Raw genomic sequence first — 13,095 nt, forward strand, 5'->3', positions numbered from 1 at the left:
ATAGTCGTTGCATCTCTGCCGGAAGCGCGTGCCGTTTGCAGGCAATATTCTTCAGGTGTTCTCAACCTCCCTGAAGGAAACAATATGTCCAGGCTTCAAAAGCTATTTCTCACCGGTTTGACCATTGCGGCCGCAATATCGGCACCCGCGCTTGCGGACGATTTCCGCTTGTCCAGCTCCTCCGTTTCGGAGGGACATCAACTTGCGGCCGCTCAGGTCTTCAAAGGCTTTGGTTGTGACGGCGGTAATCTCTCCCCACAATTGGCGTGGTCCGGCGCACCGAAGGAAGCCAAGAGCTTCGCCATCACCGCCTATGATCCCGATGCACCGACCGGTTCAGGCTGGTGGCATTGGAATGTCGTGAATATTCCGGCCGACGTCACGCAGCTTGACGCTAGCGCGAGCGGAAACAACGCCATGCCGAAAGGGTCGCTGGAACTGAAGAACGACTATGGCGTCGCAGGATTTGGCGGCGCCTGCCCGCCCCCCGGCGAAGTGCATCGATACATCTTTACCGTCTATGCGCTTGGCGTCGAAAAGCTTGAATTACCCGAAGGCGCAAGCAACGCCCTCGCCGGCTTCATGGTCCGCGCCAATACGATCAGCCAGGCGCGCCTTACCGCCGTCTATAACAGGTAATATCGGGATGAAATTGTAAGCCCTGAGGGCGAAACTCCCGTTCGCTGCGTCGCCTGCGCGCCTTAACCGCCGCTCATCGATTTTCCACCTGTTGCAGAGCGGGCCGCGACTGCCTATTTCCAGTACAAGAAATAGACATTGCGGCCCGTGGCCCAAAGAAAAGGAAAAACCGATGAGCGGCCTGAAATTGCTGGCGCTGGATACTGAAGATCTCTCGATCATTTCAACACATATGCAGGACAGCGTCTTCAAGCTGAAGGATGTTGCCTTCGAGCCGAAGCACGGGCAGTTCACGCTGTCCGCCAACCGTTTCGTTTGGGAAAGCACCACCAAAAAGAACCTGCCGCCAGAGCGCTGCCGCACAGTTGTTTTCCTGAAGCGCGTGTCCGGCGTGCGCTCTCAATCCATCAACTTGGCCGACAGGGAGCAGGTGCTTTCACTTCTGGCGATACGCTTCACCCCGAACGGCGAAGGCCCTGATGGCCTTGTGGAACTGGCGCTTTCGGGTGGCGGCACCATCGCGCTTGATGTCGAATGCATCGAGGCGCAGCTGACCGATGTGAGCGGCGCCTGGGAAACCGCCGCCAAACCGCATCATCCCGACAGCGAATAAACGTCGCGAGCCTTCGCAACGGTTGCCTTTCCTTGCCGTTTCGATTTATGCCACTTACCAGAGCCGTGATTATTGCACGGCAAGTTCGTGCACCTCGCGGGATCGCCCGCGGGGACAATGAAAGGGTAATGGCGTGGCAATCTGGCTGGAGCGGGCATCGGCTGATTTCGAACAGAAATTCGCTGCCTTCCTGACAACCAAGAGAGAAGTTTCCGAAGACGTCAACGCGACCGTTCGCGACATCATCAACGATGTCCGCCATCGCGGCGATGCGGCCCTTGCCCATTATTCCCAGAAATTCGACGGCATCGATTTTACCAAGGTTTCGATGCGGGTGACGGCGGATGAAATCGACGCCGCATTCTCTGCGGTCGACAGAAACGTCATTGAAGCGCTCGAACTCGCGGCCCGGCGTATCGAAAAACACCATGCGCGGCAGATGCCGAAGGATGACATCTATGAGGACGATATCGGCGTGGGGCTCGGCTCGCGCTGGACGGCCATCGAGGCTGTCGGCCTTTATGTGCCAGGCGGCACCGCGAGCTATCCGAGCTCCGTGCTGATGAACGCCGTGCCGGCCAAGGTTGCCGGCGTGGAGCGCATCGTCATGGTCGTACCCGCCAATGGAGGCGTGATAAATCCCGCCGTTCTTGCCGCCGCGCGTATTGCCGGTGTGGAGGAAATCTATCGCATCGGCGGCGCGCAGGCCGTCGCCGCGCTTGCCTACGGGACGGAAACAATCGCGCCGGTCGCCAAGATCGTTGGCCCCGGCAATGCCTATGTGGCGGCCGCCAAGCGGCAGGTCTTCGGCACCGTCGGCATCGACATGATCGCCGGGCCTTCCGAGGTGCTTGTCATCGCCGACAAGGATAACGACCCTGACTGGCTGGCTGCCGATCTTCTGGCGCAGGCGGAGCATGATCGCGGTGCCCAATCCATTCTCATCACCGACAATGCCGACCTCGGCAAGGCGGTGGAAGCCGCCGTCGAGCGGCAGCTGAAGCGCCTGTCGCGCGCCGAGACGGCGACGGCGAGCTGGGCGGATTTCGGCGCGATCATTCTGGTCGAAAAACTCGACGATGCCATTCCGCTTGCCAACCGCATTGCGGCCGAGCATCTGGAGCTTGCCGTCGACGACCCGGATGCGCTGATGGCCCACATCCGCAATGCCGGGGCGATTTTCGTCGGGCGCCACACCCCGGAAGTGATCGGTGATTATGTCGGCGGTTCCAACCACGTTCTGCCGACGGCGCGCTCGGCGCGCTTCTCCTCCGGCCTTTCCGTGCTGGATTTCGTCAAGCGCACCTCGATCCTGCGGCTTGGGCCCGAGCAGTTGCGCCAGCTTGCGCCGGCGGCGATCACCCTTGCCCATTCTGAAGGGCTGGACGCGCATGCGCGCTCGGTCTCCATTCGTCTCAACCCGGAAAGTTAAGCGATGGCTTCAGGCGATTTCCGGCTCTGCGACGTGGTACTGGACGACAGCATCGGCCGGTCCACGCCTGATGTGGAGCATGAACGCGCCGTCGCCATTTTCGACCTGATCGAAGAAAACACCTTTGAGCCTGCCGGGCATGAGGGCGGGCCGTACCGGCTGCATATATCGCTCGTCGATGCCAAGCTGGTCTTCGCGATCAAGACCGAGGACGACAAGGATGTTTCGACGCATATCCTGTCGCTGACGCCGTTCCGCCGCATCATCAAGGACTATTTCCTGATCTGCGAAAGCTATTACGAGGCGATCCGCTCCTCGACGCCAAGCCAGATCGAAGCGATCGACATGGGCCGGCGGGGTATCCACAATGACGGTTCACAGACCCTGATGGATCGGCTGTCCGGCAAGATAAAAGTGGATTTCGATACGGCGCGCCGCCTCTTCACCCTTGTCTGCGTATTATATTGGCGGGGTTAGAGATGAGCGATCCTGCCGCAGTGCCAAACGAGGGACGAGCGCCCAAATCGGTCCTCTTCATGTGCGGCATGAATTCCATCCGCTCCCCGATGGCGGAGGTCATCGCCAAACGGCTGGTGGCGCCCGGCATCTATATCCAGTCGGCCGGCGTGCGTGCGGGCGAACGCGATCCCTTCGTGGATGCGGTACTGGAAGAGCAGGGATTTTCGCTCGGCAAGCATAAACCGCGCACTCTTGACGAGATCGAGGATGATTTTTTCGATCTGATCATTACATTAACACCCGAAGCCCATCACGCCGCACTGGAATTGACGCGCTCGAATTCACTCCACGTGGTCTATTGGCCGACCATGGATCCGACGGTGATAACGGGCACGCGCGAGCAAATCCTCGACGCCTATCGCGACGTGCGAGACCATCTGGCGAAGCTGATCTCGGAACGCCTGCCGGGACGGCAGCAACCGGTGGCGGATACGCTTTCAAAAGAGTGAAAATAGCCCCCGCCTCGCGAAAATCGGTACTGATTTTCAAGCTGATGCTTTAGAGGTTCACAAATGTGCCGGGATTGTGTAGTTTCCGCGCAATTTTCCCGGACAGGACACGTCCGGCACTATCAACAGGAAGAAAACCCTTACATGACAAAAGAAGAAGTCCTTGAATTCCCGGGCATCGTAACCGAATTGCTGCCGAACGCAACGTTCCGCGTGAAGCTTGAGAACGAACACGAGATCATCGCCCACACGGCGGGCCGCATGCGCAAGAACCGTATCCGCGTTCTGGCGGGCGACAAGGTGCTGGTCGAAATGACGCCTTACGACCTGACCAAGGGCCGCATCACCTACCGCTTCAAGTAATCCACCTTTCGCATCGGACGCCCGGGCCGCGCAATGACCAATTCAAAACAAAAGCTCGTTCTGGCATCCGGTTCGCCGCGGCGTCTGGAGTTGCTGCATCAGATCGGTATCGAACCGGCACGTCTGATGCCGATGGATATTGACGAGACACCCGCAAAGCTTGAGCATCCGCGTACGCTCTGCCGTCGCCTGTCGCAGCAGAAGGCAGAAGCCGCGCAGGCGACGCTGAAAAACGAGCAGGCGTGGAAAGACGCCTATGTTCTGGGCTCCGATACGGTGGTCGCCGTTGGTCGCCGCATCGTCGGCAAGGCAGAATATACGGAAGAGGCCTCTGCGGCGCTGCACCTTCTCTCGGGGCGCAGCCATTGGGTCTATACCGGCATCTGCCTCGTGACGCCCGACGGAAAAACCCGCCAGAAGGTGGCTGAGACCAAGGTGCGTTTCAAGCGCCTCTCCACGCGCGAGATCGACGCCTACATCGCGTCGGGCCAATGGCGCGGCAAGGCGGGAGCCTATGGCATTCAGGGTATTGCCGGTGCATTCGTGCAGAAGCTGACCGGTTCCTACACCAATGTCGTGGGATTGCCGCTTTATGAGACCATGTCGCTCTTGTCCGGTGAAGGGTTCGAGGTGACCTCGGGCTGGCTCGAAGGATAGACCCCATGACAAATTCTCCCGAAGGCGCCGGAAAGGTCACGCCGCTTCGCAAAACCCAGCCCTGCCCGGAATGCCGCCGGCCGTCGACGCGGGAAAACTATCCTTTCTGTTCGGATCGCTGCCGCTCGCTCGATCTCGCCCGTTGGCTGAACGGCTCCTACGCCATTCCCGTTGCGGACGACGAAAGTAGCGCCGGTGGACAGGACGGCGGTAAAAACAACTCCGAATAAAGACCTGCACTGCCGGAAATCTCGGCGGTGAATTGCAAAAAATTTTCAGAGCCTTCGCTCACACCTTATATTCACCGGCTGCCCACAGCCCGAAAAGCCATATCAGAACCGGCTGAGGTCTTTCTCCCAGCCCCTTAAGGTCTTGCGATGGACGCAGGCTCGCAGAAGAGAGTGAGTTCTGGCGCGCTGCTGTTTGCGGTGCTGGCCGTCTGTTTTGCCATAGGGGCGACGGTGCTGCTTGCCAATGATAAGAAGCATCTCAAGAGCTTGCTGACCTATCTCAATCTGGCGCCCGCCACACGCTTTGCCGAACCGCCGCCGAAGATGAAGCCCGTCAAGCGACAGAAGCTTGCCGCCAGAACGGTTTACCTGCCACCGCACCTGCTGAAATTCGAATCGTCGGGCGATAGGGCATCCTTCGCACGGGACTTCGTTCTTTCCGGCAGGGACCTTTGCGAGCGCTTCACCACCGCCGGTTTTTCCACTCCGCAGGGCTGGCACGTCAGCCCGGTCAACATCCGCAACTTCGAATGCATGGCAGACTTTACGGCAGGAAAAGCCGAAGACCCGGCGCAGCCCGCATCGCTCTTCCTTGAAATCAGGGGCGGGGCTTCCGGCGACATCCGCTCCATCAGGATGAAGGCTGTTGCGCCAGAGACACCTGACGGCACCGCCATTTTGACGAAGCTTGAGGAAATGCTCACCTTGGTCATCGCGCAAACACACTGGGCCGACCTAGCCGGCATGCTTGAACCGGCCCGCAGGATGCAGCCTTATCAGGCGCAGCACTTCGGTATTTCAGTTTCCATAAAACCGGAACCAACCGCACCGCATCGCCTGAACGTGATTTTGCTGGCGAGCGAGGAACCGCCGGGGGTCAAGCTGACACGCGCGTTTTTTGACACGGACCGTTGGCTTCGCCCGGCCGTCCTTTCGGATCGGCCGATACCCCATCTTTCCGTCATGAAAAGCCACGCCCCGTGAGGTAAAGGTGGCTCAGCCTATCGCTGCCAGCTTGCGCCGCATCGGCGGTATTCTGCCGCTTTGCTGGGCCTGACGCTTGGCTTCCCATTGAAGCGCGGTGCGAACGATGGTCGTCAGATCGTTGAAGCGAGGGCGCCAGCCCAGTTCCGACTGGATGCGCGACGAATCCGCCACCATGGCCGCAATGTCGCCCGGACGGCGCGGGCAATGAATGATCGGGAATTCACATGCGGATTCCCGCTGTACGGCCTGCAGGACGTCCAGAACCGAATAACCGACACCATAACCGCAGTTCAGGGTCCGTGTACCGCCGCCGGCACGTAGATGCGCCATGGCCAGCATATGCGCATCGATCAGATCGCTGACGTGAATATAATCACGAACGCCGGTTCCATCGGCGGTCGGGTAATCCGTGCCATAAACCTCCACCCGGTCGCGGCGGCCGGTCGCGGCTTCGCATGCGACCTTGATGAGGTTTGCAACGCCGGTCGGCGAAGGCCCGGCACGGCCCTGCGGGTCGGCTCCGGCAACGTTGAAATAACGCAGCGCTACATAGTTGAAATCATGCGCCTGCACGACATCACGTAGCATGATCTCGGAAGCGAGTTTCGACAGGCCGTAGGGGTTTTCCGGGCTCAGGACCGCCGTTTCAGGAACGGGACCGTCAAAGGGCTGGTTTCCATAGACGGCGGCTGTCGAGGAGAAGATGAAATTACGGATGCCGTTGCGAACCGCCGCTGCAACAAGGGCGCGGGTCGTGCCGGTATTGTTTTCGTAATATTCGAGCGGCTGGCTGATCGACTCGGGAACGCTGACGGACCCGGCGAAGTGGAAGATGGTCTCGATGTGGTTTTCTTCGAAAACCTGATCGAGCAAGGCACGGTCCGCCACATCGCCCAGATAAAAACGCGCCGCCGGCGCGACGGCCCAGCGCGACCCCGTGGAAAGCCGGTCGACGACAACGACCTCTTCCCCGGCATCGAGCAAAGCCCACACCATGTGGCTTCCTATATAACCGGCCCCACCCGTGACCAGAACAGCCATGACAATACTTCCCTGTTTGCTTTTCTTGAGCCTATCAAAGCCAATAATTCTTCATCATTGATTACTTGCACAGCGAATACACAACCGAGCGCCCACCCCATTAAAAAGGTGGCTTACGATTGGTTAGCGCAATGAGTTTCTTTTTAGTGATTAGATGAAAATGTTCTCATGTATGGAACAAGAAGCGCATATCACAGAAAATCCCCCACGTCGATGGTTACGCCGTGGGGTTGCAGTTTCCGGTCTCTACTGTGATTTTGTTGCCGATCTTCCTACCGCAGCGCGATGCCCTGTCCAGTAGGGGAAGACCGTTGAAGGGAAGATCGAGGCTTACCTGCCGAGAATGTAAGATGCCAGCCGATCGGCCGCATCTTCTATCTGCCTGGGGTTGCGCAGGAAGCAGGCGCGCAGGAACAGCTCTCCGCCCGGGCCGAAGGCCGTGCCGGGCGCAAGGCCGACGCCGGTCTTGTCCACGATATCGAGCGCCGTGGCGCGACTGTCCGTGACGCCGTCAATCTTGAGGAAAGCATAAAGCGCGCCGTCCGGTTTCAGGGTTTCCACACGGTTAGTGGCGATCAGCGCGTCGCAGAGAATGTCGCGGGAGGTCAAAGCGCGTTCGTAATTCTCGCGGACGAAACCATCACCGTGATCAAGGGCGGCAACGGCACCGCGCTGCATGAACTGCGCCACGCCTGATGTGGAATATTGAATGAGGTTTTCGATCACCTGACCGATGGCCGGCGGAGCAACGAGCCAGCCGACGCGCCAGCCGGTCATCGACCAGTTCTTCGAGAAGGAGTTGGCAAAGACGATCTTGTCGTCCGGCTCCATCACGTCGAGGAAGGACGGCGCGCGACTGCCTGCATAGTGATAAAGCGCATAGATTTCGTCGGCGACGATCCACAGATCGTGTTTGCGGGCGAGCGCCAGAACGTCACGGAGATTGTCGCGTGTTGCCGTCCATCCGGTAGGGTTGGAAGGCGTGTTGATGAAAAGCGCCTTCGTCTTGCCGGTGATTGCACTTTCCAGCCTGTTGATATCGAGATCCCAGCGGCCATCGCGGAAATCGATGCCGACCGGAACCGCCTTTGCGCCAGCAACGCCGATAGCAGCGACGATATTGGGCCAGGTGGGCGAGAGATACACCATCTCGTCGCCCGGTGAGGTCAGCGCCTGTACGGCAAGCACGATCGCCTGCATGCCGGAACCGGTGGCGTAAAAATGCTCCGGCGGCAATGATGCCGCGAAATGCCGCTCGTAATAACGGCTCAGCGCCTGCCGCAGTTCTGGTATGCCGCGCTGCCAGGTATAGAAGGTTTCGCCATTGTTCAGTCCATCGATGGCGGCCTGATTGATGAAGTCGGGGCTCGGCAGATCGCCTTCACCAACCCAGAGCGGCAGGAGATTGTCCCGCCCCCGGGCATAATTCACGACTTCGACAATGCCGCTCTCGGGAGCTGCCAGAGAGCGCGCACTCAGACTGTTTAAAATGGACATTAAAGACACTCCGTTTGGTGCCTTCTTATCGCATCGGATCAGCCATGTGCATGATATTCCGTGAGACGATCATGGATTTTCTTTATGGATCATCCCCGGCAGGAACGAGCCGGCCGGGGATTGGTCCGAGTTTCAACGCGTCTTGAGCAGATCGCGGATTTCGGTGAGGAGCCTGACGTCTTCCGGCGGCGGGGCGGCTGCCGGCTTTTCTTCGACCTTTTTGCGGTCAACAGAATCACGAAGCTTGTTGACGCCCTTGACCATCAGGAAAATGATCCAGGCCAGGATGAGGAAGTTGATGAGAACCGTCAAAAAGTTGCCGTAGGCGAAGACGGCGCCCTGTTCGCGGGCGGCAGCGAGCGAGGTGGCGTTGACGTTTGCGCTCAGCGGCAGGAAGTAATTCGAGAAGTCGAACCCGCCGAAGATTGCGCCGACGATCGGCATGATGAGATCGTTGACGACGGAATCGACGATCTTGCTGAAAGCCGCGCCGATAATCACACCCACGGCCAAATCCATGACATTGCCGCGGGCAATGAAGGTTTTAAATTCGTTAAGCATTCAGATTGTCCCTCTCTCCTGCTTCGCGAGCTGAAGCTTTGTGACTGTCCCTACGCATTCAACCATACAGATTTCCTTACACTTTTGGAATTCGTCAAGATTGCATTTATTGGCTTTTTTGCACGCTAGATGTGAGCTTTCAGGAGGCTGTTAATAGGCAACAGATCGAGGGTGCGTGGGGCTTACCCCCCCTCTGCCCTGCCGGGCATCTCCCCCTCAAGGGGGGAGATCGAACTGCGGCAAGGTCTCACCCATCTCAACTTCGGCGAATGAAGTGGTGGAAGCGCCGCTTGCCGATCTCCCCCCTTGAGGGGGAGATGCCCGGCAGGGCAGAGGGGGGTAAGCCCCACGCACCCTCGACCCATTGCCAATGGACAACTTCCTGAAAGCTCACACCCAGAGCATGTCCAATGAAAGCGGAAACGGCGGACGTGCTCCGGCACTCCCTTTCTACGCATTTTCCGGGCGTAGAACCGCTACGTACTTTTGACGGAAATGCTGTCATCTTGAACTTTATGATCAGACCGCGCTCATTCTCAACGGTGCGGAATTCGCCTATGCTCATTTAAGGGAATTCCTGCATGGGGAGGATGCGTGCTTCCTGGGTGGATCATATTCGGCTCGGCCTTCGCTTATATCCTGCTGTTGTTCGCCGTCGCGAGCTACGGGGACAGGAAAAGCCGTGACAGACACGCGCCGAAAAAGGGGCGGCCGTTCGTCTATGCGCTCAGCCTGGCGATATATTGCACCTCCTGGACCTATTTCGGCGGTGTGGGGCTTGCGGCCGACAAAGGTCTTGAGTTCCTCGGCATCTATACCGGCCCTATCCTTGCCTTCACCCTTGGCATGCCGATCATCCGCCGCATCGTTGATCTCGCCAAGACTGAAAAACTGACCTCGGTTGCGGATTTCATCGCCGCCCGTTACGGCAAGAACTCCACCGTGGCGATGATCGTCGCCATCATCGCGCTGGTCGGCGCCATCCCCTATATCGCGCTGCAGCTGAAAGCGGTTTCCAGCTCCGTGGCGACGATGGTCGATCCCGGCGATTACGGTATCGGCAGCGGAAATCTCTATTTCCTGGATCTGCCGCTTGTCGTCACCCTCGTCATGGCCGGCTTCGCCGTCATGTTCGGTACCCGCCACACGGATGCCACCGAACATCAGGACGGGCTCATTCTGGCGATTTCGATGGAATCGCTGGTCAAGCTGGTCGCCATGTGCACGGTCGGTTTTTACGTGCTCTTTGTGCTTTTCGATGGCCCCGCGCATCTTTGGCAGCTGGCGACTGATAATGAGCAAGCCATGCGGGCCATCTCCTATCACACGCCCATCAGCCGCTGGATCGTGATGACGCTGCTCTCCGGTTTCGCCATCATCCTGCTGCCGCGCCAGTTCCACGTCACCGTGGTGGAAAACCGCACGCCGGAAGAGCTGCGCATGGCGGGGTTCCTGCTGCCGCTCTATCTCATCGCCATCAACATCTTCGTGCTACCAATCGCGCTCGCGGGCATTCTGACGCTGGGTGCCAATGGCGATGCCGATCTCTACGTGCTGCAACTGCCGCTCAATCATCAAATGCCTGTTGTCTCACTGATCACCTTCATCGGCGGTTTTTCAGCGGCGACGGCAATGGTGATCGTCGCTTCGGTGGCGCTGTCGATCATGATTTCCAACGACATCGTCATGCCGATCTTCCTGCGGCAGAAGCTACTCAACCGCTCGCCGCACCGGGACGACTTCGCCAAGACGCTGCTCAATATCCGCAGGACAGCGATCTTTGCTGTGATGCTTTTGGGTTACGGCTATTACCGCGCCGCCGACAGCGCCACGGGCCTCGCCTCCATCGGCCTTCTGGCTTTCGCCGCCATCGCCCAGATGGCCCCTGCCCTGTTCGGCGGCCTGTTCTGGCGTCGTGCCAATGCGCGCGGTGCAATCGCGGGTCTCAGTTCGGGCTTCTTCGTCTGGGCCTATCTGCTGTTCCTGCCGAGTTTCGGCGGGCCGGACAATTCCGAAGTCGCGGCGACTATTCTCGGCTTCCTGTTTTCCGGCAGCACGGTATTTAACGGTCCCGAAGCCGATCCTTTCGTGAATGCGGTCATCCTCAGCCTGCTCGTCAACAGCCTCGCCTTTGTGCTGGGTTCGCTCTCGCGCAATCCGCGGCCGGTGGAGCGCATCCAGTCCGGTATCTTCGTCAAGCGCCATTCGAAATCGCAATTCGCCACCCGCGGCTGGAAAACCCGTGTCAGCGTCGGCGATCTCAAAAGCGCGATTGCGCGTTATCTCGGCGAAGAGCGCATGCTGCGCTCGCTTGCGACCTATGAGAAGACGGCGGGCAGGAAACTGAATGACGACCAGCCGGCGGATATGGCGCTGATCCATTTCTCCGAACAATTGCTGGGCAGCGCCATCGGCTCTTCCTCCGCCCGCCTCGTGCTCTCGATCATTCTGCAGAAGGCGGAAGATACCAGCGCCGATACGGCCTGGCTGCTCGATCAGGCGAGCGAGGCGCTACAGTATAATCAGGACATGCTGCAGACGGCACTGGCGCAGATGGATCAGGGCATTGCCGTTTTCGACAGTTCGCAGCAGCTTACCATCTGGAACCGGCGGTTCCGCACCCTGCTGGACCTACCGGAACAATTCGGCCAGGTGGGCGTGCCGTTGACCGAAATCGTGACCATGCTGCAGGAGCGCGGCGACATGCCGCCCGGCGATACGGATGAGCTGATCACCAGCTTCCTGACCATGGACCTGCCCTTCTCACTGGTGCTGGCGGGCGGCGAGCGCATCATCGAGGTGCGCTCCAACACCATGCCGGACAAGGGCATCGTCGCCACCTTCACCGATATCACCCAGCGTGTGGCGAGCGACCAGGCGCTGAAACAGGCGAATGAAACGCTGGAGCAGCGCGTGGAGGAACGCACCGTGGAGCTGACCCGCGTCAACCGCGCGCTGGCAGAGGCGAGAGCGTCGGCCGACGAGGCCAACATCGGCAAGACGCGCTTTTTTGCTGCCGCCGGTCACGATATTCTTCAGCCGTTGAATGCCGCCCGCCTCTATTCCTCCTCGCTGGTCGAACGGCTTGGTGCTTCTGGCGAAAGCGATCTCGTTCACAATATCGATTCTGCGCTGGAATCGGTGGAAACCATTCTCGGCGCGGTTCTCGATATTTCCCGCCTGGACACCGGCTCGATGAAGGCGCGCATGACATCCGTGCCGCTCAACGAGCTATTGAAACGCATCGAGACCGATTTCGCGCCGATGGCACAGGAGAAAAACCTCGATCTTGTCGTCATGCCCACGTCGCTCACGGTGCGCTCCGACCCCAATCTGCTGCGGCGGCTGATACAGAACCTCGTCTCCAACGCCATCAAATATACGCTTGAGGGCAAGGTGGTCGTCGGCGCGCGCCGCCGGGGCGGCGAAGTCGTCATTCAGGTAACGGATTCCGGCATCGGCATACCCGCCTCCAAATTCCGCACGGTCTTCAAGGAATTCGCCCGGCTGGACGAAGGGGCAAAAACGGCGTCCGGCCTCGGGCTCGGCCTTTCCATCGTCGACCGGCTGTCGCGCATGCTGCACCATCCGGTTCAGCTCATTTCCACTCCCGGCAAAGGCACGACCTTCCGCATCCATCTGCCGCGCGAGGCGGACCGTCTTGCTCCTGTCAAGATGGAGGGCGGGATAACCAGTCCCGCAGCAAGCGACCGCCTTCAGGGCATCCGGGTGCTGTGCATCGACAACGAGCCGAAAATCCTCGAGGGCATGACGCTGCTTTTGACGGGATGGGGTTGTGAGGTCTTGCCGGCAGGTTCCGTAGCGGCGCTGGAAGAACCCTTCCTTACTCTGGCTGCGGCCCCGGATGTCATCATCGCCGACTATCATCTTGATGATGGCGACGGCATCAGCGCCATCCGCCTCATCCGGACGTTCTACGGCAAGACGATCCCTGCCCTCTTGGTGACGGCAGATCGCAGCCCGGAAGTGCGCAGCGATGCCGAAAAATACGGGATTTCCGTGCAACACAAACCGGTCAAGCCGGCGGCGCTGCGCGCCTATATCAACCAGATATCCAGCACGGTCCGGGCAGCGGCCGAATAAAAA

At 59.3% G+C, this 13,095-nt stretch carries 13 protein-coding genes; 10 read left to right on the forward strand and 3 right to left on the reverse strand.

Going from position 1 to position 13,095, the window contains the following annotated elements:
- Positions 1 to 84: 84 nt before the first annotated feature.
- The 9 genes from O8B93_RS01260 (at position 85) to O8B93_RS01300 (ending at position 5,886) form a co-directional block, all read left to right on the forward strand.
- Positions 85 to 639 carry a YbhB/YbcL family Raf kinase inhibitor-like protein gene (locus tag O8B93_RS01260; RefSeq protein ID WP_269708026.1) on the forward strand — a complete coding sequence of 185 codons (555 nt, stop codon included), beginning with the start codon at positions 85 to 87 and terminating at the stop codon, positions 637 to 639.
- A gap of 172 nt (positions 640 to 811) precedes the next feature.
- Entirely contained in the window at positions 812 to 1,252 is a 441-nt protein-coding gene (locus tag O8B93_RS01265; protein ID WP_269708028.1) for a DUF2948 family protein, read from the forward strand.
- 133 nt (positions 1,253 to 1,385) lie between these two features.
- Entirely contained in the window at positions 1,386 to 2,684 is a 1,299-nt protein-coding gene (hisD, locus tag O8B93_RS01270) for a histidinol dehydrogenase (RefSeq protein ID WP_269708029.1), read from the forward strand.
- A 3-nt stretch (positions 2,685 to 2,687) separates the two neighbouring features.
- Positions 2,688 to 3,161 (forward strand): UPF0262 family protein, encoded by a 474-nt coding sequence (locus O8B93_RS01275; RefSeq protein WP_149744032.1) that lies wholly within the window; start codon positions 2,688 to 2,690, stop codon positions 3,159 to 3,161.
- 2 nt (positions 3,162 to 3,163) lie between these two features.
- The gene (locus O8B93_RS01280) at positions 3,164 to 3,652 is read left to right on the forward strand and encodes an arsenate-mycothiol transferase ArsC (protein ID WP_269708030.1); all 489 of its coding nucleotides are present in this window, start codon (positions 3,164 to 3,166) and stop codon (positions 3,650 to 3,652) included.
- A 144-nt stretch (positions 3,653 to 3,796) separates the two neighbouring features.
- Positions 3,797 to 4,015, forward strand: a complete 219-nt coding sequence (infA, locus tag O8B93_RS01285) for a translation initiation factor IF-1 (protein ID WP_004432473.1) — start codon at positions 3,797 to 3,799, stop codon at positions 4,013 to 4,015.
- A gap of 33 nt (positions 4,016 to 4,048) precedes the next feature.
- Positions 4,049 to 4,672 carry a Maf-like protein gene (locus tag O8B93_RS01290; protein ID WP_269708031.1) on the forward strand — a complete coding sequence of 208 codons (624 nt, stop codon included), beginning with the start codon at positions 4,049 to 4,051 and terminating at the stop codon, positions 4,670 to 4,672.
- 5 nt (positions 4,673 to 4,677) lie between these two features.
- On the forward strand, positions 4,678 to 4,902 hold the full coding sequence (gene yacG / locus O8B93_RS01295) for a DNA gyrase inhibitor YacG (RefSeq protein WP_269708032.1): 225 nt from the start codon (positions 4,678 to 4,680) through the stop codon (positions 4,900 to 4,902).
- Between the two features lie 147 nt (positions 4,903 to 5,049).
- Complete coding sequence (locus O8B93_RS01300; RefSeq protein WP_269708033.1) at positions 5,050 to 5,886, forward strand: DUF6030 family protein; 837 nt, start codon at positions 5,050 to 5,052, stop codon at positions 5,884 to 5,886.
- 12 nt (positions 5,887 to 5,898) lie between these two features.
- Here the strand turns inward: O8B93_RS01300 and galE are convergent, their stop codons facing one another.
- From galE to mscL, 3 genes are all read right to left on the reverse strand, one after another.
- Entirely contained in the window at positions 5,899 to 6,930 is a 1,032-nt protein-coding gene (gene galE, locus O8B93_RS01305) for a UDP-glucose 4-epimerase GalE (RefSeq protein WP_269708034.1), read from the reverse strand.
- A gap of 330 nt (positions 6,931 to 7,260) precedes the next feature.
- Positions 7,261 to 8,427 carry a pyridoxal phosphate-dependent aminotransferase gene (locus tag O8B93_RS01310; protein ID WP_269708035.1) on the reverse strand — a complete coding sequence of 389 codons (1,167 nt, stop codon included), beginning with the start codon at positions 8,425 to 8,427 and terminating at the stop codon, positions 7,261 to 7,263.
- Positions 8,428 to 8,559: 132 nt separating this feature from the next.
- Complete coding sequence (mscL, locus tag O8B93_RS01315; RefSeq protein ID WP_269708036.1) at positions 8,560 to 8,988, reverse strand: large conductance mechanosensitive channel protein MscL; 429 nt, start codon at positions 8,986 to 8,988, stop codon at positions 8,560 to 8,562.
- Between the two features lie 594 nt (positions 8,989 to 9,582).
- Here mscL and O8B93_RS01320 point away from each other — a divergent pair.
- Positions 9,583 to 13,092: a PAS domain-containing hybrid sensor histidine kinase/response regulator gene (locus O8B93_RS01320; protein ID WP_269708037.1), complete on the forward strand. Its 3,510-nt coding sequence runs from the start codon at positions 9,583 to 9,585 to the stop codon at positions 13,090 to 13,092.
- Positions 13,093 to 13,095 lie beyond the last annotated feature (3 nt).

The sequence above is a fragment of the Martinezella rhizogenes genome, from assembly GCF_027460065.1.
In the GTDB taxonomy this organism is placed as follows: Bacteria; Pseudomonadota; Alphaproteobacteria; order Rhizobiales; family Rhizobiaceae; genus Agrobacterium; species Agrobacterium rhizogenes_C.